Source organism: Megasphaera lornae, from assembly GCF_000214495.1.
In the GTDB taxonomy this organism is placed as follows: domain Bacteria; phylum Bacillota; class Negativicutes; order Veillonellales; family Megasphaeraceae; genus Megasphaera; species Megasphaera lornae.
In genome coordinates this window covers 19116-39599 of record NZ_AFIJ01000020.1, presented here as the reverse complement: position 1 = coordinate 39599, position 20484 = coordinate 19116, and the positions used below count along the sequence as shown (strand labels likewise).

13 protein-coding genes and 1 pseudogene are annotated in these 20484 nt (G+C 45.0%); 9 read left to right on the top strand and 5 right to left on the bottom strand.

Going from position 1 to position 20484, the window contains the following annotated elements; all coding sequences use genetic code 11:
• The first annotated feature begins 5 nt into the window (after window positions 1-5).
• On the top strand, window positions 6-437 hold the full coding sequence (locus HMPREF1039_RS03095; RefSeq protein ID WP_007390966.1) for a hypothetical protein: 432 nt from the start codon (window positions 6-8) through the stop codon (window positions 435-437).
• Window positions 438-518: 81 nt separating this feature from the next.
• On the opposite strand, the gene HMPREF1039_RS03090 is transcribed toward HMPREF1039_RS03095, so the two are convergent.
• The 3 genes from HMPREF1039_RS03090 to HMPREF1039_RS03080 form a co-directional block, all read right to left on the bottom strand.
• Entirely contained in the window at window positions 519-2456 is a 1938-nt protein-coding gene (locus tag HMPREF1039_RS03090; protein ID WP_007390982.1) for an OPT family oligopeptide transporter, read from the bottom strand.
• A 327-nt stretch (window positions 2457-2783) separates the two neighbouring features.
• The gene (gene potE / locus HMPREF1039_RS03085) at window positions 2784-4109 is read right to left on the bottom strand and encodes a putrescine-ornithine antiporter (RefSeq protein WP_007390970.1); all 1326 of its coding nucleotides are present in this window, start codon (window positions 4107-4109) and stop codon (window positions 2784-2786) included.
• Between the two features lie 188 nt (window positions 4110-4297).
• Window positions 4298-5479 carry an acetyl-CoA C-acetyltransferase gene (locus tag HMPREF1039_RS03080; RefSeq protein ID WP_007390928.1) on the bottom strand — a complete coding sequence of 394 codons (1182 nt, stop codon included), beginning with the start codon at window positions 5477-5479 and terminating at the stop codon, window positions 4298-4300.
• Between the two features lie 635 nt (window positions 5480-6114).
• Here HMPREF1039_RS03080 and infC point away from each other — a divergent pair.
• The 3 genes from infC to rplT are packed head-to-tail and all read left to right on the top strand — an operon-like array spanning window position 6115 to window position 7240.
• Window positions 6115-6633, top strand: coding sequence for a translation initiation factor IF-3 (gene infC / locus HMPREF1039_RS03075; protein WP_176603339.1), 519 nt, complete (start codon window positions 6115-6117; stop codon window positions 6631-6633).
• 18 nt (window positions 6634-6651) lie between these two features.
• Window positions 6652-6849 carry a 50S ribosomal protein L35 gene (gene rpmI / locus HMPREF1039_RS03070; protein WP_007390957.1) on the top strand — a complete coding sequence of 66 codons (198 nt, stop codon included), beginning with the start codon at window positions 6652-6654 and terminating at the stop codon, window positions 6847-6849.
• Between the two features lie 40 nt (window positions 6850-6889).
• A complete protein-coding gene (gene rplT, locus HMPREF1039_RS03065) occupies window positions 6890-7240 on the top strand; it encodes a 50S ribosomal protein L20 (RefSeq protein ID WP_007390935.1) in 351 nt (116 codons plus the stop codon).
• 75 nt (window positions 7241-7315) lie between these two features.
• Here rplT and HMPREF1039_RS03060 read toward each other — a convergent pair whose 3' ends face one another.
• Complete coding sequence (locus HMPREF1039_RS03060; protein WP_007390934.1) at window positions 7316-7930, bottom strand: DUF4125 family protein; 615 nt, start codon at window positions 7928-7930, stop codon at window positions 7316-7318.
• 429 nt (window positions 7931-8359) lie between these two features.
• Between HMPREF1039_RS03060 and HMPREF1039_RS03055 the strand changes: the two genes are divergently transcribed.
• The 3 genes and pseudogenes from HMPREF1039_RS03055 to HMPREF1039_RS03045 all read left to right on the top strand — a co-directional run bounded on the left by HMPREF1039_RS03055 (window position 8360) and on the right by HMPREF1039_RS03045 (window position 17899).
• Window positions 8360-11578 (top strand): adhesin, encoded by a 3219-nt coding sequence (locus HMPREF1039_RS03055; RefSeq protein WP_007390953.1) that lies wholly within the window; start codon window positions 8360-8362, stop codon window positions 11576-11578.
• Window positions 11579-11807: 229 nt separating this feature from the next.
• Window positions 11808-12506 (top strand): TVP38/TMEM64 family protein, encoded by a 699-nt coding sequence (locus tag HMPREF1039_RS03050; protein ID WP_007390959.1) that lies wholly within the window; start codon window positions 11808-11810, stop codon window positions 12504-12506.
• A 184-nt stretch (window positions 12507-12690) separates the two neighbouring features.
• Window positions 12691-17899, top strand: a pseudogene (locus HMPREF1039_RS03045) (TonB-dependent receptor plug domain-containing protein).
• Between the two features lie 91 nt (window positions 17900-17990).
• On the opposite strand, the gene HMPREF1039_RS03035 reads toward HMPREF1039_RS03045, so the two are convergent.
• Complete coding sequence (locus HMPREF1039_RS03035; protein WP_007390941.1) at window positions 17991-18956, bottom strand: 3'-5' exonuclease family protein; 966 nt, start codon at window positions 18954-18956, stop codon at window positions 17991-17993.
• Window positions 18957-19190: 234 nt separating this feature from the next.
• Between HMPREF1039_RS03035 and HMPREF1039_RS03030 the strand changes: the two genes are divergently transcribed.
• On the top strand, window positions 19191-19679 hold the full coding sequence (locus HMPREF1039_RS03030) for a MogA/MoaB family molybdenum cofactor biosynthesis protein (protein WP_007390932.1): 489 nt from the start codon (window positions 19191-19193) through the stop codon (window positions 19677-19679).
• A 148-nt stretch (window positions 19680-19827) separates the two neighbouring features.
• Window positions 19828-20481: an alpha-ribazole phosphatase gene (cobC, locus tag HMPREF1039_RS03025; protein ID WP_007390967.1), complete on the top strand. Its 654-nt coding sequence runs from the start codon at window positions 19828-19830 to the stop codon at window positions 20479-20481.
• Window positions 20482-20484 lie beyond the last annotated feature (3 nt).

Sequence of the window (20484 nt, the reverse complement as noted above, 5' to 3'; positions counted from 1 at the left end):
GAGAAATGAGTTGGTGGCGTGATATATGGAGGCAAAGTATTTTTCTTTGTTTTTTTATTATCCCTATTCCGATCGGCTCGTATACGATTCATAGCGGTTCCAGTGCCGTAGTGGCGCTGGCGGTATATGGGGTTTTGTCTTTTATCGTCCCTTTGTGTTATATACGGAGTCGTGAAACCCGCTTCGGTCGACAGGATAAGGCCATTTCCGTGTGCGCCTATATAGCGGCTTGGTTGTTGCTGGCCGGCGGCAGTTGTTGGGTTCCGGCAGTGCAAAAAACGTGGTGGCAAATGTCTGTTTTTTGGCAGTGGCCGACGATTGCTCGCGATATAGTTTTTATTGCGGTTATGTATGTGTTTGTCAGTGTGACGTTAGTCGTGGCTTACGGGTTTTCCGGTCTGTTGTCTTGCCGGCATGACCGGCAGTGTAGGGAATAAAAAATCAGCTGTACTTTTGACGGTCTCCCGGGCAGTCGATGGAAGGGGAGCGGTAACTTGCGGTGCAGCTGATTTTTTTTATTAAAATTTTTTTATACGTTTGGCCATGTAATAAATAAAGGCACATAAGCCCAAATATGTCAATGCACCCAAGTAGGTAGCCTCCGGAGAGGTGACCCATGTTTCCTGAAACCAACGGACGCCGCCGATATGTAAGACGGCACTGCATAAACTGCCGATAGCGCCGCCGGCAACAAACCCGGAAGCTACGGTGCCGCCTTCGCTTAAGCGGCGGGCATTTAGTTTTTCGTCGGTACTGCTGTGGGAAACCAAATAGGAAATAATGCCGCCAATGAGAACCGGTGTATTGATTTCCATAGGTAAATAGGTGCCCAATGCAAAGGCCAACGGCGGCACTTTCATCATCCAAAGGAGCACGGCGAAAAAGGCGCCGGCCATATAGAGCGGCCAAGGTGCGGCACCGCCGTCCATCATCGGCTTGACAATAGCGGCCATGGCGTTTGCCTGTGGTGCGGCTAAGGCATTGGCGCCTGTAAATCCGTAAGCATGATTTAAGAGATATATGACCCCGACAGAAACGACGCCGGCCAACAGGATGGAAACCAGTTGCCATTGTTGCATTTTTTTTGGCGTAGCGCCTGTCAAGTAGGCCACTTTTAATTCCGACATGAAGTTGCCGGCAACGGCCAAGGTAGAACAAAGGAAGGCGGCCATCAGTAAAATGGCAATGATGCCGCTTTCTCCGTGCATTCCGGCGGCGCTCATGATGACGGCCGATACGAGGATCATGAAAATGGTCATCCCCGAAACCGGTTCATTGCCTGTAAAGGCGATAGAGCTGATGCCTACAACCGAAAGCATAAACGCAAAAATTAAGACAATACAGAAGGCTAAGAGCGTTTGGGCGATGGTTTGGGCACAAGTAATATGGAAGAAAATTGCAAAGAAGACGGCCATCAGTAAGGTGCCGAAACCGATGCGCGACATGGCCAGGTCTTGTTGCGTACGTAATAAACCGGTCGCGACGGTTACTTGCCCGGAAAAGGCATCCCGGAGGGCTCGTTTGACGACACGTCCGACAACTTTGGACATGGTGAGCAGGCCGATGATTCCTGCCATGGCCAGCATTCCTATGCCGATATGACGGACGTATTGGTTAAATACTTCTCGTATGGGGGCTTGTGACAATAATACGGATTGACCGTCGACGATCATGACGTGGGAGCCGCCCAAGTAGTATACGACCGGTAAGCAGACGAACCATGAAAAAAAGGAACCGGCGGCAATGATGGCGGCATAGCGCAGACCGGTAAAGTAACCGATGCCTAACAGCGCCGCATCGTTATCCAAACTGAATAAGAGCTTGTGTTTATCCGCCAACGCTTGCCCCCAAGCGAAGGTTTGGGTGCTTAATACTTCACGCCACCAGCCTAAGGTGTTTAAAATAAAGTCATAGGCCATGGCAAGTATTCCGCTAAGTACCATGATGCGGGCTTTGGCGCCTTCATTGCATTGTAATACTTCCGCGGCGGCGCGTCCGGAAGGAAACGGATAGGCGGCATCCATTTCTTCACAAAAATAGCGGCGAAAAGCGGTCGCCAGAAATACGCCCAAAATACCGCCTAAAATAATGGGAATAACCATTTCCGCAAACGAAACACCGTGTATATGCAAGATGAACAGGGCCGGTAAGATAAACATGGTACCACCGAGAATGTTGGTGCCGGCACTGGCAATTGCTTGAATATGAACGGTTTCGGGAAAGGCGTTCTTGCGTTTGAACAGAATCGCCATGCCCATGGCTAAGACCGATACGGGAGCAAAGGCATCGACTGTTTGTCCGATTTTCAAACATAAGTAGCCGACGGCAAGGGAAAATAGGGCGGCAAAAAATAATCCCCATCCTACTACATAGGCGTTGATTTCTTCATAGGAACGATGTGGCGACATGGAGGGATTGGACGGAGCGCCCGGTTCCGGTTTTTGCGTATGCGACATAGTATAGACCTCCTTTGGAAAAAATTGTTGTATGTCGTGAAATTTACGGTTGTTAATTTTATTGTAAGAATAATAAGTCATTTCGTCAATTTGTATTAGTGATAAAACAATAAATAATATAAAAGAAAACCTCGTATCCGAATATGGCATAATAAGGCGCCGGGGAGATGCGGCGTAGAGAAAAAAGGAGCGGTACCGAAAGGAGATAAATATTCTCCTTTCGGTACCGCTCCTTTTTATTCGTATCGTATTACGGTAAGGTACAAGAAAGTTACTCGGTAATACCATATGCGTTTTTCTCTGCGTAGGCGGTGACCGCTTTGCCGTTTATTTTATTTCTACAATCGTTCGTTTTAATAATGTAAATCGTACGACATAAATAAGCCAACCGGCAAAGGCGGCGATGCAGCCGCCGGTAAAGGTGGTCATATTTGTGGTGGTAAGAGAGTAAAAACAATAAATTATGGAAACTCCGGCCAAAAAGTACGCCGTATTTCTGTTGCAGGCAGCAAGCGGCACGTGTTCTTTCTTGAGGATACTTTTCAAGGCGCCGGCACAAAGAATATAAGGAATTACATTCGTTACGACGGCTAAATTTGCCAATAATTCAAATTGCTTAGCCAAGGTAGGGCTGATGGTCATAAAGGCCAAGGCGCTTTGCATCGCTAAAATGGCGATCATACCTTTGACAGGAACATCGGCACGCGTTACTTTGGCAAAGACTTTGGGAAACAGACCGCGTTGGGCACTGGTTTTAAAGACGCGAGCCAAGGTAAATTGCCAAGAAAGCAGCGAGCCGGCACAGGAAAATACCATCATGCCCATGACAACTTTTCCGGCAGTAGAACCCAACATGTGGGCAAATGCCAAGCCGAAAGGCGCACCGGAGTTTAAAATGTCTTTATTGGGAACAATTCCCGCTAAGACGTTAGTGGATAAAATATAGATGACCGCGACACAGACTGTACTGATAAATGTCGCAATAGGAACGGAGCGTTGCGGATTTTCTACGGCATCCATATTGACGGCGGCCGATTCCAATCCTAAAAAAGACCAAAGGGTTAAGGCGATGGAATTCCCGACAGCGGTAATATAACCGTAGTGATGGGGGTTCCAAGAAGCGAGCCAGAGATGCGGGTGAAACCAATGCCAGCCTATCAGAGAAAGTCCCAAGACCGGAATAATTGCCCCCCAAATGGTTAAGGCACTGAGTTTTCCCGAATACCGAGAGCCGCTGAAATTTAAGACGGCGGCCAGCCAGAGCAGGGCAATGGCATAGAGACAGGTCTGTAACGGAGTGAAGGAAGTGTCCAAAAAGCCGGCACCATAACCGACAGCGGAAATTGCGATCGCCACATTGGCGATGACAATGGAAACTGCATACGCATAGTTGGCCATAAAATGTCCTATTCGTCCGAAGGCATATTCGGAATATCCGCCCATTCCTCCGGGCTTAGCGGAAAATGTTCCGCAACGGGCAAAGGTAAGTGCCAGCGCCAGAGAACCTAAGGAAGTAATAATCCAAGACAAGAGGGAAATCGTGCCTACTTCGGCAAGTTTGGTCGGCAACATAATGATTCCCGCTCCCAACATATTGGCGGCGGTAACAAAGGTCAGCTGTACCAAAGACATTTTACGGTGTGCAGTTTTCATTATCAGTCCTTCTTTCATATCAAATCGTTATTTAGCAAGTACGTTAATTTTAACATTTTTAGCTTTAAAATCAAATCATTTTTGAAAAAATTATTTTTTTCATAGCGATGTATAAACGTCGCTAATGGCGTAAAATATTCCCCTTGTACGGACGGATCCGTACAAGGGGAATAGGGGGCGATAATTTATTATTTCAGGTTTTCCACTACGCAGGCTGCGCCTTGTCCGCCGCCAATGCAAAGGGTAGCTAACCCGTATTTTCCTTTGGCTTGTTGTAACGCATATAAAAGGGTAACCAGAATACGGGCACCGGAAGCACCGATAGGATGACCCAAAGCAATAGCGCCGCCGTGTACATTGACTTTGGACATATCAAGGTTCAATGTTTTGCAGCAATGCGCAGCTTGGGCGGCGAAGGCTTCATTGGCTTCGACCACGTCCATGTCGGCAGCTGTCAAGCCGGCTTTTTTCAAGGCGATTTGCGAAGAGGGGATGGGACCGGTTCCCATGATTTTGGGATCTACGCCGGCCGAAGCATAGGAGGTGATTTTGGCCAGCGGTTTAATTCCCAATTCAGCGGCTTTGTCTGCAGACATGATAACGAAAGCGGCCGCTCCGTCATTAATCCCGGACGCATTGCCGGCAGTAACGGTACCGCCTTTTTTGAAGGCCGGTTTTAAGGAGGCTAAACTTTCCAACGTCGTTCCTTCACGCGGGAATTCATCCGTGTCAAATACGACTTCCCCTTTTTTCGTTTTAATTACAACCGGTACGATTTCGTCTTTAAATAAGCCGTTTTTGATTGCCGCGCAAGCATTTTTTTGCGAAGCATAGGCTAATTTATCTTGTTCTTCCCGGGTAACACCATATTGTTCGGCAACATTTTCCGCCGTAATGCCCATATGATAATCATTAAACGCATCCCAGAGACCGTCTTTGATCATAGTATCTATTAAGGTGCCGTTGCCCATGCGATAGCCCCAGCGCGCTTTGGGGATGGCATAAGGCGCCTGAGACATATTTTCCATGCCGCCGGCAACTACAATATCGGCATCTCCGGCTTTGATCATTTGAGCCGCCAAAGAAACGCAACGCAATCCGGAACCGCATACTTTATTTATTGTCATAGCGGGAATTTCTACGGGCATGCCGGCTTTGAGCATTGCCTGACGAGCGGGGTTTTGTCCGCCTGCAGCTTGTAATACGTTCCCCATGACCACTTCGTTTACTTGATCGGCTTTAATTCCTGCCCGTTTGATAGCTTCCGCAATAACGACGCTGCCCAATTCGGGTGCGGATACGTCTTTTAATCCGCCGCCGTATTTCCCGATAGCTGTACGGCAAGCACTTGCAATTACGACTTCTTTCATGATGACCACTCCTTTAAAAATATTAATAGATGTAATATATATAAGTATAGCGAGCTTATCTCGCAATAACTTCGGAGGGAAGCTCCTTTTCCGGGGGCGGATAAAGGAGCCGAATGGGATTGCATATATGGATATGCATGAATAAGAGTTCTAAATTTCACAAACTCTTTGTGTATATAGTATATTTTTTCACAAACAAATGCAAGAGAAAAAAAGATATTCATCATGCTAAATATGCAAGACGTTTTTATAATGAGATAAAAAAATCATGCAATTTGAAGTTTGGGTTCTTAAAATTGTTGTTCGTATTAAAAATATCGTCATCGGTTTAGCGAAAAAAAACGAATATATCTGTCGGGGTTTTTGGTTCAATAATATATTAATAGTGAAAAAAAGAACAAAATTAGCCGGCGATAGACGGTAGTAAGCGATTTTTAGTATAGTATGGCATAGGCAGGTTTTATTCGTAAAAAATTTGACAAAATAAAGAACTGTTTGGTATAATATTTTTCGTTAAAACCAAGCAGAGACTATCCGTTTCTCACCTTACAAGACGCAATGTTACTAGGGTTTATGATGAATGTATGAGGGCGGATAGCGTGTGCTGTTCGTTCTTTTTTTTATGGAGGTGAAAGATCATTAGTAAGGAAGTACGTATCAACGATCAAATTAGGGTCCGTGAAGTTCGTGTGGTCAGTGACGAAAATGAACAATTGGGTGTTATGTCTATTCGTTCGGCCCGGCAGATAGCGGAAGAACGTCATCTGGATTTAGTAGAAGTGGCTCCGAATGGAAAACCGCCTGTTTGTCGTATTATGAATTATGGCAAATATCGGTATGAGCAACAAAAAAGGGAAAAAGAAGCGAAGAAAAAGCAAAAAGTTTTGGTGTTGAAAGAAGTAAAACTGCGCCCGAATATTGAAGATCATGATTTTTATGTCAAAATGAAGGCGGCACAACGTTTCTTAGGAGATGGCAGCAAAGTTAAGGTGACGATTATGTTCCGCGGTCGGGAAATGAGTCATCCCGAATTAGGGCGCGACTTGCTGATACGTTTTGCTGATGAGCTGAAAGAATCGGCTCACGTAGAAAAAGAACCGAAAATTGAAGGTAGAAATATGACCATGGTCATGGCTACTAATAAAGCGAAGTAAGAGGAGGAAGTCGTTATTATGCCGAAATTAAAAACTCGCCGTGCTGCGGCAAAACGCTTTACAACTACAGGAACCGGTAAGGTAAAACGGATGAAACCGTATAAAAGCCATATATTGGAATCCAAATCCCCGAAACGTAAACGTAATTTGAGAAAAGCTACGCTTGTTTCTAAAACCATGACGGAAGCTGTTCGCAAAATGTGCCCGTACATTTAAGAGTGAGTAAATATTAATATAAAGTTGGAGGAATGGAATTATGGCTAGAATTAAAGTTGGTGTCACTGCACACGCGCGTCATAAAAAAATTATAAAAATGGCTAAAGGCTATCGCGGAACACGTAGCCGTTTGTTCAAAAAAGCAAACGAAAGTGTTATGAAAGCCCTGTTTTATGCACGTCGTGACCGTCGGGTCAAAAAACGTGAATTTCGTAAATTATGGATTGCCCGTATTAATGCCGCTACACGCGTACACGGTTTAAGTTACAGTCGCTTTATTTGCGGCTTGACGAAAGCAGGCGTGGCGGTGGATCGGAAAATGTTGGCCGATTTGGCGGTAAATGATGCCGCTGCTTTTGCTAAATTAGTAGAAGTTGCCAAAGCACAGTAAAAAGTACACGTAAACAGGAAGCCCCTATACGCATAGAACGTGCGTATAGGGGCTTTTTTTACGGGCGCGCGACGATTATGCTTCTTCCTGCAAGTACGCGTATCCGGATATACGGCAAATATTTTGCCAAACCATTTTATTGAAGTTTCGTTGCCGCGTGCGTAATTGAGTGATATAGGCCAACAAAGTCTGCAACGTTAACCGCGAATACGTATATAGTTCTCCTTGTATAGAGAGTTCAAAAGAAATGTCGGGTCGGGGCGTATGGATTTGGTATAGAGGCGCACCCTTTTTTCGTAAACGCGGATATTGGCGATATAATTGCGCTTCCCAACGTAATTCTTCGCGGAGAATGTAGTGTATAAGCGATTGTTTTTCAGCGGCTCGTTGTCGTAAATATAGCGCCGGCGGTGATTGCCTTTCCGGATAGAGGTGAGATTGAATATACAGATACCTTTCGTATATAATATTGCAGTTTCGTTTTTTTGATTTTAGCAGATCCGCATAATAAGAACAAAGCGAAAGCGAGTCCCAAGCTTGTAAGGTACCGGCACGATGTAATAAAAAAGGCAGCGTATTCGGCAATACAGTCGGAAGTAAGTCGGTATATGCGGCGGCAGTATGCAGTTGTCCTTCTATCGAAAGAATGGCGGCGAGCAGCCGGTGACGAGAATTGACAGTTTTATTCATGCGGACCTCCTCTGTGCAAACCCCTTGATAACCGGAGCAATACCGGGTATTTTCTAAGAATCTCTTAGGGGATACTTTTATTGTAACGAAAGATTTTATCAGATTACAAGCGTGTATATGGTTCGGATATGCTATTTTTTTGTTGTCTTTTTTTGGGACCTATGAGCGGTCGTATCGTAGGCTATAGAAAATAGTAAAAGTAATAGTATTTACTCTATAAGCGGTCAGCAAGGTATACACGAAAATGTTTTTAAATACTTAATAAGTAATGCCACTAAAATAATGGATGCCACGTAAATCCGATTGCCTGTTGAACAGGTGTAGGGGATATTTGTGCAATTTAAATTTGACATTATTTGTAAATATAAGTAAAATATAAAACATGGTAATTGAAATTAATTATCAAAATATTAAAATTAGGAGGGGTCTATGAAAACATATAGGAAATTAAAAAGTAAGAAATCAGTACATTGGAAAGCAGCAGCCGCTTTAGCAGCAGCTTTTTGCACGTTGGGGTTATCCGGGACAATGGCTGCAGAAGTGTCTAATGGGGGGGGACACTTCGTTTCTGTTAAGGCCGAGGGAAGTTCGGCAACACAAGATAAAAATTACAATAATGACGGGGCGGTCGGAGCCGGTTCGGTAGCTATCGGACAAGGAACGGAAAGTAACGGCAAAAATAGTGTCGCTATCGGTAGAAATGCCGGTAAGAACAAACCTGCAGATACATCTAAAACGGGAGCGGAAAAAGATAAAACACAACAAGAGGCTTCGGTCTACATTGGTGTTGATTCCGGATTAAATTCTTCCGCATCCTATTTGCTGGCAGTAGGCGCACAAGCCGGTGCGCAATCGATCGGTGTAAATAATGTTTATATCGGTACTAATGCCGGCAAGAATACACAAGGTGATAATAATATTATTTTGGGGGTAGGTCGCGATATTCCCAAATCACCGATCGGTGCGCGGAGAAGAACGCAAACGCTGGAAACGGTAAAAGTGGAAAATTCCGTAGTGCTGGGATATCAAGCGATGGCCGGAGTGAATGATGGTGTAGCCAATATGTGGAAGATTCGCAATGCTGTTACCAAGGATGTGATTGTTTTCGGTACGCATGCTTTAGGAAACGGCACGAATACAATTGCTGTAGGAACAAATGCAAAAAGTTTGAACAGTATTGCTGTCGGCGCGGACTCGAATAGTAAAAAACAGAGTGTGGCTTTAGGGGAAAAAGCGAGGAGCATGAGTGAACATAGTGTGGCTATCGGATTTGATGCGTATACTAATATAGATGATGGGGTAGCATTAGGTTCTTTTTCCAATGCTTATCGAAAAGCGAATATTGGTGTGACCGCACAAGAATATGTTCAGGCTAGGACCCATAAACCGGCATACGATCCGGCGGCTCAAGATGGATTATATCGGCAAACTGCTAAAGAATTGCAGTTGAAAAAAGCTTTTGAGAATGCGGATACGGCATTGGGCGATGACCCTGATAATGAAACCAAGAAAGCAGTTTGGACTAATGCACAAACTTTGTATTATCAACAGAGCGCTGTTTGGTCAGCTACAAAAGGCGCTGTTTCTGTAGGGTGCTTTGCCAACGGGATTACGCGACAAATTACAGACGTCGCCGCCGGTAGTTATGATACGGATGCCGTTAATGTGGCGCAATTAAAAGCGCTGGATAAAAAGTATGCCGGGTTGCTACAAGGGACAGTTTCCGCCCATAGTGGACAGGGAAGCAGTACTACGGCCGGTACCGGTTCCACGTCTTCTACGACGGACACTACGCCTCATACAACGTCGGAACCTACGCTTCCCGTACCTTCGCAAGAAACTATGGTGAAGTGGAAAAATATTTCTTTCGGTAAAGGGTATAAAAATATTATAAAAGGCGCTAAAGCTACCGGCGAAAATGCCGTGGCGATTGGGAACGGTGCGGAAAATAGCGGCATAGACGGTATTACAATAGGGCGTGACGCAGGTATTGCCGCGAAAGGAGATGCTAATGTATACGTAGGCGCGCGTGCGGGAATGAATATACAAGGGCAAGAAAACATTATTCTCGGCGAAGCGCCGGATAAGGCGGATCTGGTGCGGCGTAAACTTGACAAATCTATTGTTTTGGGGGTAAAAGCACAAGCCGGAACTCCCGACAGCCCTAATCATGCGAGCGAAAAAGCGGATACGAATTTAGTCGTTATCGGGACTTCCGCTTCAGGACGCGGGATTAATACGATTGCGATTGGCACGTTGGCGAAAACACTGGGAAATAATTCTATTTCTTTAGGTACCGCCGCTCAAGCCGATAACAGTATTGCGATCGGCATGAAATCGGTAAGTAACGGCAATGCTGTCGCCATTGGGGCACAGGCGTACAGCAATGGAAAAAACAGTGTGGCGTTCGGTACAAAAGCGATGGCTGCCATGGCTAAATCAGTAGCGCTGGGAGCGGATTCCCAAGCTATGCGGGAAGCCGGTTGTGAAGATGCGACGGCGGTCGGCTATGATCCGTTTACCGGAAAGACGCATGTGCAGGAACAGGATGCTTCCGGAATCGATCCGTTTGTCAGCACGCGTGCGGCTGTATCCGTTGGGGCTGCGGATCAGAATGTGTTACGACAAATTGTGGGGGTAGCTGCGGGAAGCGAAGACACAGACGCTGTTAACGTAGCGCAATTGAAAGCGTTGGAAAAGAAAATGCAGGCTTCCATGACTTCTACATCTTCTACACCGGCAGTATCTGTAGGAAAAGGCCCGGGGATTACGATTGGAACCGAAGCAATGACTAAAAAAGATAGCGGTATTGCTATTGGGAATAATGCACGCTCAGTAATTAAGGGAAGTATTGTTATCGGAGACACGGCATTAGGGCGCGGTGAGAATGCTGTTGCTATTGGGGCTAATGCACAGGCAACTTGGAATGGAAATGTAGCTTTAGGTTCGGAGGCGGTATCGGATCGTCCTGCAAATAAGGATAGGGCGGCAGCTTTGGGATATGATCCTTTGCAGGAAAAAGCGCATGTCGTGCAACCTGCTAACGGTGACAGAGAGGCGGATAATGCGGATTCTGGATACATAAGTACGCGCGGAGCGGTATCCGTTGGCGATGCGGATCATAATGTGTTTCGCCAAATTATTAACGTCGCTGCCGGCAGTTATGATACGGATGCGGTTAATGTAAGACAGCTGAAAGATTTGGGAAAGCGAGTGGATAATATCCGGACTTCTATGCAGGGACGGATGGATCAATTGACGGCACATGTTAATGACCTGGATACGCAGTCACAGTCGTATAGTGCCGGGGCGGCAGCGTTGGCAGCCTTACATCCGGCAGGGGATACGAGTCGTACTTGGAATCTGTCCGCGGCTTTCGGACATGCAGGTAATACTAATGTCATGGCATTAGGCATATATTATCGTCCGAATGCGCAAACGCTTTGGAGTTTCGGTTCGTCTTTAGGGGCGAAACAAAATGTTATTAACGGGAGTTTAAGTTTCGCTTTCGGTAAATCGGTTCACACGAACGATATGACAAAAAAAGTTGCCGAGTTGCAGGCGGCGGTGGCAAAACAAAAAGAAGAATTAGCGGCGGTAAAACAATTATTAGTACAATACACGTCAGTCATGTCGTCTAGGAAATAAACCCGTATTACATATAAAAACTATAACAGGTGCGAAGAGTTTTTGTTTCTTCGCACCTGTTATAGTTAAAGAATGTTTATTAGAAACAAAGCACTGTAAAAGCATTTTTTTTATGCTATAATGAGGATATGTACAGGAAGGCTTTTTTGTTTTTCCTACCCTCCTGAAAAATGAAAGAAATTCGTGGCGATAGTCGTCCGGGTATGGCATGGGAGGGAGCGAGAGATACATGTCGATAAGTGCGGAAACGAAAAAAAAGTGGCTCGTCAAATTATTGGGAGCGGTGTTAATTGTCTTCGTGTTAGGGTTGATTCATGCGGTTATTCCTCATTTTTATCACACCGTGGCGCATTATGTATGGCATAGAGATGTACAGGGACTGAGTACGTATATTGCTTCGTTCGGATACGGTGCGGTCGGGCTGTGTATGCTTTTAATTGTTATGGTCAATGCCGTAGGGTTTCCGTCCATTCAATTTTTAACGTTAAACGGTCTGGTTTTCGGAGTGGGTCCGGGAATTGTTATTTCGTGGATCGGAGAGGTAATCGGGATTGAGATTGCTTTCTTTTTTATGCGTACTTTGTTTCGCGGTGAAGCGAAAAAGATTATTCAAAAAAGCAGTAAGTTGCAGAAACTGGATTCTCATTGTAATATGCGCACGATTATGCTGGGACGGGCTATTCCGTATACGCCTAATGTGGCACTTACGGCCTTAAGTGCGTTGAGCCGTATTTCCTATAAAGATCATTTTTTGGCCAATATTGCCGGCAAGTTGCCGTCTGTTTGTGTCGAAGTTTGGCTGGGACATGACTTATTACAATTGCATGAACATTGGCAGCGTTTTTGTATTTTATTGGTCTGTCTTTTGGCGGGATACGCAGTGGTGTATTGGGTGAAACGGCATAAGGTAAAGCCGATGACGGACTGATGCGGGAAAAGTCCCCTTCTTTGGAAGAAGGGGACTTTTTTTATTGGCTAAAATAAATGTCCGAATGGAGTATTTTTTGGACAAACAGAGTAGACAGATGAAAGTAATTTTTGCTATTATCAAATTGTTAATGATATACATATTCAAAAAATGCGTATTTTACCAAGAGAAGAGAGGGAATAGGATGATTTTTTCCGGTAGGAGTAAGAAACAAATGACATGGGGAACCATGTTGTCCTGTGCGGTGTTTTTCTGGATGACGGCGCCTTTGACGGGTACGGGACAGGTGACGGCGGCCGGGGTTTCCACGAAGGATGTATATGTACGGGCTACGGCAGCGGAAGAAGAAGCGAAATTTAATTCGCAGCAAGTATCGATTATTACGGCAAAAGATATTGAACAAAAGCAGGCTAAAACGGTAGAAGATATTATTTTTACACAAACGGGCGTATCGCGTACTGTCGATTCTATGGGGCGTGTAGGCGTATCCATACGAGGCGCGGAACCGCGGCATACGTTGATTCTTATAGACGGCCAGGCCGTTATGGGGGATTTGGCGAAATATTCCGGACAAATGGACGAAGTCATGCGGATCGGGACGGAAAATGTCGATCATATTGAAGTGATTCAAGGGGCGGCCAGTGCAAAATACGGCTCCGATGCTATCGGCGGCGTAATTAATATTATTACGAAAAAGGCCGCTAAAAAACCGCAAATTATTTTTAATGCAGGCGGTATGCGCACGAACGGCATGAGCGGCATGGCCCCGTACAGCACGTATTTTTTGCGGGCCGATTCGGGACAAATCGGCAAAGCGCGGGTCGGCGTATACATGAGTAAACGGGATGTGATGCCCGTATTGGCAACACGGGAGTGGAAGAAAACTAATTCTATTTTGGAAGGACAAGATCAAAACCGATTTAAACCGAATGCGTTGCGATTTTATGGTAAGGCGAAAGATGTAGGGATTACCGGAACGTATGCGCTAAAACGTAATCATACTTTGAAATTCCGCGGCGATCGGTATACGGAAGATTTAGAACGCACGATGAAACATTCCGATAATGAATTGGAGCCGCAGCAAATTTTTCGTCGTAATTCAACACGGGACAGCTATAATGTCGCGTGGGACGGCAGAAAAGGAAATACCGATTGGAATATAGAAGTAAACTATTCCAAATTGCAAGAAGACGATATTTCCTTAATTAATTATTTTGGCAAGTCGCAATTTGACGGAAAAAATGAATTGCGTTATGTTGATGATATACGACATAGACAGACTGATATTAAGGCTGCCGCCAATACACAAATCAATGATAAACATTTACTTTCTTATGGCGGCTCGTATTCTTCCGAATATGGAGAAGGAAGTCGGTTAAAATCCTCTCCTCATACGAGATATAAATATGTTGATCCGTTTGACTATGATAAAGAGTTGCTGGTAGAAAAATTAGACAGTTTTATGAAGGCGGATGATCGGAAGGGGGAATATATTTGGTCGCATTTGCATGATTATAAATTCAAACCGGATGGGAAGTGGAATAAAGAATTTGAGTATTACGGGTATAATGAAAAGGACCGGACGAGTTTTAACCCGACTTTGACCATAAATGATTGGGTGGACTATAAATTATGGACGAGCGGAGATATTGATAATGAAGCGTATAGTACGATGTCCGATGCGAAAAAAGAGGCGTGGAAGGCGTTGAAGAAACGGTTGGAAGAGGAAACGTCGAAGCATGGCGGGAATACTAAACGCGGTAATATTGTGAGTGATTATTTTAAATACGGCATTGAATATGACGAATATAAGGCGCATATTAATAAGCAAAACCCGGAAGATTGGAAGAAGTTGGAGAAAGATATTCCTATTTTAAACGGCAAGCGTTTTTTACAAAATTATAATGAGCGCAATAATCGCATTACCACAGGTTGGGGAAAAATTAAAAAATATAATATTTTCTTGCAAGATACGATTCAAGCCGATGAAAATACGATTTTTATGCCGATTATTCGGTTGGATCACAGTTCGTTATTCGGGTCTCATGTATCGGGAAACTTGGGCATGACGTATCAGGTAAATCATAATCCGCATCGCCGTTTTAAAGTGAATGTCGGTACGGGGTATACGGAGCCCGGTATGGGAGAACTTTGGTACAATTGGGAAATGTACGGCAGTAATCCTGTGGGGATGGGGTATGCCAAGATGGGATGGTATTGGAAGGGGAATCCTTCCTTAAAACCGGAAACATCTGTGAATATGGATATGAGTATAGAAGGAGAAAACAAAAATACATATGCCAGATTGGGTGTTTTTCATAATAAAATCAAGAATTATATGACTGTATATTATACGGGAGAATGGCAAGATTTTGCGCCTGATTTATCTGAGGATAATAAATGGATACAAGCACCTGATTTAGTATATAGTTTTAAGAATATAGGGCAAGTAGAAATTACCGGTGCGGAAGCGGAAGTGAAACAACATTTCGGACAACATTGGGCACTTAAAGCCGGCTGGACATGGTTGCATGCTGTTAATAAAAGTGACCCTCTTTTGCCGAAACAATTGCTGGATAAACCGATACATAAGGTAGATATTTCTTTAACTTATGATAATAAGAAGAGCGGTTGGAGCGGACAGCTTTGGGGAAATTATTATATTCATATGTTGGATAGTCATACATTGAAAAATAAAGGCAATTATTGGCCGGATATATTACAGACTAAGCAGCCTGCTAATTCTGCAAAAAGTGCGGATATGTATGAACGTAAAACCTTCGGAACATGGAATTTGATGATTCAAAAAAAATTATCTGACGATGCGAAAGTCTACTTCGGTATTAATAATATTTTTAATCACCGAGATGATGATCGGGCGACACAAGCGCGTACATATCGGTGGGGTGTAAACTTTAAGTTCGGTGCGGCACCGTCCATTTCTGCCGTAAATGTGCGGAAAACATTGAAGAAGACCGTATTATCCGATTTTATTGAAACTTCGTCGGGGAATATGCAAGGTGTAGGGCTACATGTATTCGGTTCTTATCAAATGCGATTTAATGCTATGGGAGGAAAAAATCGTGCCATTCCGCCGTTCCGAGAAAATACGATGAGTGAAAAAAATGCTTGGCGAAATTTACAGGATAAACCGGAACATCGTTGGGAACAGCGATTTACAGTCGGTGTAGGGGGAAACATTACTTCTCATACATCGTTGCAAGTGGCAGGAAGTTTGTCGGCAAGCAATCAAAGCGATACGCAATATACGACGGCTCCTCATCGCGGCTTGACGAAAGTACGTCTGGAAAAAGCGGACTTGACACGGCATGCCGGAACGTGGGATTTTTCCGTTGGCCGATTGACGGAGCCGATGGGCGTGAGCGGGTACTGGTTCGGGCGTACCTTTGACGGGGTGCGGGCGGTTTATACGAATAAAAATACACAAGTGCGTGTGGGATACGGTTCTTTTGCACACAGTACAGGGATCGGTGATTCGCCGTATACACATTCTGTATATGCTGATTTTTATCGACCTTTAAAACCGACCGAGCTGATAGGGTTGGCCTATGATGAAGCCGGTGATACGGATATAGATACCCAAACGAAGGCATATAACGCTCTTTACCAAGCAAAATATCAGAGCGATGTAAAAGCGGGTAAACAGGTAGATATGTTTTTTTATCAGCAATTAAAAGATATTTCGGATGAATGGGATAACTATTTGAAAACAAATCCTTCCGAGGCGGAAAAGGCGAAAAAAGAAACGGAATTTGTTGAACGGCAATTAAAATTAGTGAAACGGTTCCAAGGAATATTGATAAAGGCGTATCCCGATGTTTTTGAAACCCGGTCAGGGGAACCCAAGTCTATGGGCGTGGAACAAGATTTATCAAAGGGACAGGATGATGCTCATAAGAATATCTATATATATCGTTTGAAGAATAAAAAGGGTGAGTATATTTATCGCAGAGCAGGGAATACCGGTGTAGAACCGACAATGTTTGATTCGGACCTTGTAAAAGCTGCACGGGAAAAGGCGAAGAAGGCGTTGCAGAATGCGGGAAGCGTCAAATTGAACGATCCGGAGGCCTTGACGATAGTGCACCATGCAGACGGTACTGTCGGCATTGCGGCGTTTCAAAAGATAAATTCCGAATTAAAAGCGTCATATAATTTATTGGGGCGTGCTAATGCGTTATGTGACTTAGATAACTATAAGGGAGCGAATTTGAAGAGTAATAATGACGGTAATTTTTTTAAACGGACTGATACAGGGGAATGGTATCAAGATTCAAGTGATTCCAAGACCTATCGTTATGCCGGTAACGGGATTTCTTTAGAGAATGCAGAAGAGGATGAGTGGGTTTTAGATACTCCGGATTCCCAGCTGGTAGGGGCTTTGACGGAAGATGCGAAGGCAACGGAAGAAGCGAAAAAAGAAATATCCTTCGCGAAAAATGTATACATTTGATAATTATATGGCCAAAATGGACACGATTTTGTATAAGGCAAATTACACCTTGGCCAGAAATAATGGAGTAGGAACAGACAGTATTTACAAATTACATGTTCCTGAGTTTGTGGCAAAATTCTTAGAACAATTGGATAAGACTATTTTACGGGTCAGTGACAGCGGTTCAACGGGACCGCGAGCTGCGTTTGAAAAGATCCTGGGACGTCCGATTCTTGTAAAAAACGGCTTGGTTACTCGTAAGGATGAAATTCCTTCGGTGGCAAGAGGGGCTTTTATACAAGTAAAACATCAAATAAATTCTGAATTGGGGCTGCAAGCCTGGTATTTCGGATCGCAAGGCGATACCCGTGAAAAAGTGGTGTATGCCGAGGCACATGCGGGACAAGAAAATCAGAATCGAACGATTACTTTTGATAAAACGGTGCGGGTTCTCGGTATCGGCGCCAAGTGGCAAATGGGACCGGACGTATCGCTTTCCCTGGATTACGGTCGCAATTATACGGATTACGGGCGTTTTATGAACGGCTCGAGTATTTTTGAGCATACGAAAGGCACGGCTGATTTTAGAGTACTTGGCAGAAATATCGGGTCTACGCCGTCCTTCCGGGTGGTGCGGTTGGATATAGGTCGCAGTGATGCCTCGCAAGAGGGAAGCTGGAATTTCTTTGCCGATTATAAGTCGTTCGGGCACGGTGCATTCTTCGGCGGTACCGGTGCGGAAGGTGTGCCGGATCGATATTTGGACGGCATTAGCAGCTTTACGGTCGGTGCCGGATATGTACCTAAGAAGGATTTGCTTTTACAAGGATACTTTACCTTTGATGCGAAAGGTACGCGGCAACGGGATACGATTTATGGGGCGGAACACTTTACGCTCGGCGATTACTCGCGGATTCAGCTTACGTATAAGTTCTGACGGGACAGAAAGCGGCAGGCGGGTAGCGAAAAAGGACACGGACTTCAGCGGAAGTTCGTGTCCTTTTTTTGCAGAACATAACAGGCAGTATTTATTGACAGGTATAGGCAAAGGCAAGTCCCGTTTCGGTAGCGTAATAGGTGTCGTTTTCAGCCTGATAGGTGAGATAATTTTGTTTGATTAAGGTCTGCAGTAAGTCCCTGTCCGGCGGTGTCGTCGTAAAAATTTCCCGGATGCCGACCGGTTCATGATGGGCGGCGGCAATAACGGCGGCACTGCGTTGTTGCATATCCGGCGCTTGGCCTACATAGCGAATGCGAGGTAAATAGAGGGGATAGTCCCGTTGGACGGTTTGGAGAATTTGCACGGCAAGATGCGCTCGGGTCAGCGGGATATCTTCGTCCGGACAGGTAACGCCGACAGCTCGGGCCGTGGCGGTCGGTGTTTTGGGAACGCCCGTGTACAGATCCCGACGGATGTCGTTTACATCAATGTAGCGACAGGAAACCATGGGAAGACCGTAAATTTTTAAAGCATGGGCGACGGCTCCCAATTTTTCCGTCATATTCCAACCGACAAGCACGCCTTGGGAAAAACAGTCTTTTAATCCGGCTTGCCAGTACTCATCAAAGGTATCGGCTAAGCGGAGCGATGACCAGGTAATGTCTTTTCTGCGGAGACAATGCAAGTCGTTTTCGGGCGGTTGGACATAAAAATAGCGTTGGGCTTTGCAGGTTTCTTCCGTATAAAAGGTCAAGGCCATGAGGGCAATGGAATACGGCTGTTCCGTAGCGGTTTCCAAGTCCAGACCGATGGTGGTGTGTACGGGACGTCGTAAGGTGGCGACGGGTTCCAAGGGGTACCGATAGTTTCCTTTTACCGGTTTAATATCGTATTGATGAACCTGTTTTACTTTCGTATGTGTTTTGGTTTGTAAGTCTTGGCGGCGACGGTTTTCGCGTCGGCGTTTACGCCAAGCGGTGAAAAGGGAATAGCAGAGAGCGATAAAAAAGATCAGGGTAACGGCACTGCCGCCCCAATGCAGCAATTGAGTCATAGTAGCTTCCGTCCTTTGTAAGAATTGGCAGACTTCGTAAGAAGTTCTACGCGTAGGTATACATATAATCGTATTATGTACAGTATAACAAAAAAATGCGTATTTGTATAAATGCGGCATGAACAGTACTATTTTTTCCGGCGTACATACTTTCTTTTTATAGAACAGGAATGGTATAATAAAAATAAGAGTCTATACAGAATGGTTGTAGTACTGTAAAAGGAGGCTTGAAAGGTGGTAACAAAAAGTACGCGGCAGCCGTTGCGAACCGCCATTTTGACGATTAGCAACAGTCGGACGTTTTCCGATGATACTAACGGCTTGATGATTCAGTCCTGTTTGACAAATTATGGTCATCAAGTGGTGGATTATGCGATTGTAAAGGATGATAAAGCGGCTATTTTGCGTCATATTCATGAATGGGTATGCAGTGTGGATATGATTATCACCAGCGGCGGTACCGGCTTGGCCAAACGGGATGTTACGTTGGAAACGTTGGTTCCGCTGATGGAAAAGACCATTCCCGGATTTGCGGAGATGGTGTTGTTTTTTGCATATCGTAAAGCGTGCGGCTTGGAAGCGTTGACATATAGGGCGGCAGCCGGTTTGATTCATCAATGTCCCGTGTTTGCTTTGCCGGGATTACCGAGTTTAATTAAAATCAGTATGGAGAAAATTATTTTGCCTGAAATAGAGCATTTGTACGGAGAAATAAAAAAGTGAACATTCTTACAGGATGTTACGTTTCCTCCCGCTATACGGGAGGAAACGTTTTTTCACGCCGGTGAAAGGGGCGTGCCGACGGAAGTGGTACGGTCGGCGTAGGGGATAGATTACGGACAGGGCGGAAGAAAGGGAGGAAAGCGGATTTATGATTACGTTATATTTAGTACGTCACGGGGAAACGGACGGGAATGTAAAACGGTGGTATCAGGGAGCAACCGATATTCCGTTAAATGCGCGAGGAAGAGAACAGGCGGAGGCTTTAGGGCGGTATTTTCAAGACTTTCCTTTTCAAGCAATATACAGCAGCCCTTTGTCACGTGCCAAGGAAACGGCGGAAATCGTAGCGCGTCCGCACGGATTGACGGTGCGGACGTATGAAGCTTTGCGTGAAATTGATTTCGGTGCTTGGGAAGGGCATACGTATGAAGAAATTCGGGAATTATGGCCCGGTGAAATAGAAGCGTTTTATCGTTCCGACGGCATGATGAAGGCGCGTGGCGGCGAATCTTTCTGTGATGTGGCACAACGCACGGTAGAGCAAATTCACCGGTTGATGGAACACCATGCGGATGGGGACAAGGTGCTTATTGCTTCTCACGGTGCGGCGATTCGTTGTATGTTGTTCGGATTATTGGGACTGGAATTATCCCGTATTTGGTGTTTTCAGCAGTACAACACGGCATTTAATGTGGTGGAATATTACGGGGAACGTAGTGTGGCGACGTTGATTAATTGTACGAATCATTTGGTCGGTACGTCGGGATGTCAAACGAATTGGACGAATACGAATCGGTTGTAGGAG

Coding starts and splice junctions, on each gene's coding strand:
- HMPREF1039_RS03050 (WP_007390959.1), top strand. CDS start 11,808: ATGTCGATAAGTGCGGAAACGAAAAAAAAGTGGCTCGTCAAATTATTG.
- potE (WP_007390970.1), bottom strand. CDS start 4,109: ATGAAAACTGCACACCGTAAAATGTCTTTGGTACAGCTGACCTTTGTT.
- rpmI (WP_007390957.1), top strand. CDS start 6,652: ATGCCGAAATTAAAAACTCGCCGTGCTGCGGCAAAACGCTTTACAACT.
- HMPREF1039_RS03095 (WP_007390966.1), top strand. CDS start 6: ATGAGTTGGTGGCGTGATATATGGAGGCAAAGTATTTTTCTTTGTTTT.
- rplT (WP_007390935.1), top strand. CDS start 6,890: ATGGCTAGAATTAAAGTTGGTGTCACTGCACACGCGCGTCATAAAAAA.
- HMPREF1039_RS03035 (WP_007390941.1), bottom strand. CDS start 18,956: ATGACTCAATTGCTGCATTGGGGCGGCAGTGCCGTTACCCTGATCTTT.
- HMPREF1039_RS03090 (WP_007390982.1), bottom strand. CDS start 2,456: ATGTCGCATACGCAAAAACCGGAACCGGGCGCTCCGTCCAATCCCTCC.
- cobC (WP_007390967.1), top strand. CDS start 19,828: ATGATTACGTTATATTTAGTACGTCACGGGGAAACGGACGGGAATGTA.
- HMPREF1039_RS03080 (WP_007390928.1), bottom strand. CDS start 5,479: ATGAAAGAAGTCGTAATTGCAAGTGCTTGCCGTACAGCTATCGGGAAA.
- HMPREF1039_RS03060 (WP_007390934.1), bottom strand. CDS start 7,930: ATGAATAAAACTGTCAATTCTCGTCACCGGCTGCTCGCCGCCATTCTT.
- HMPREF1039_RS03055 (WP_007390953.1), top strand. CDS start 8,360: ATGAAAACATATAGGAAATTAAAAAGTAAGAAATCAGTACATTGGAAA.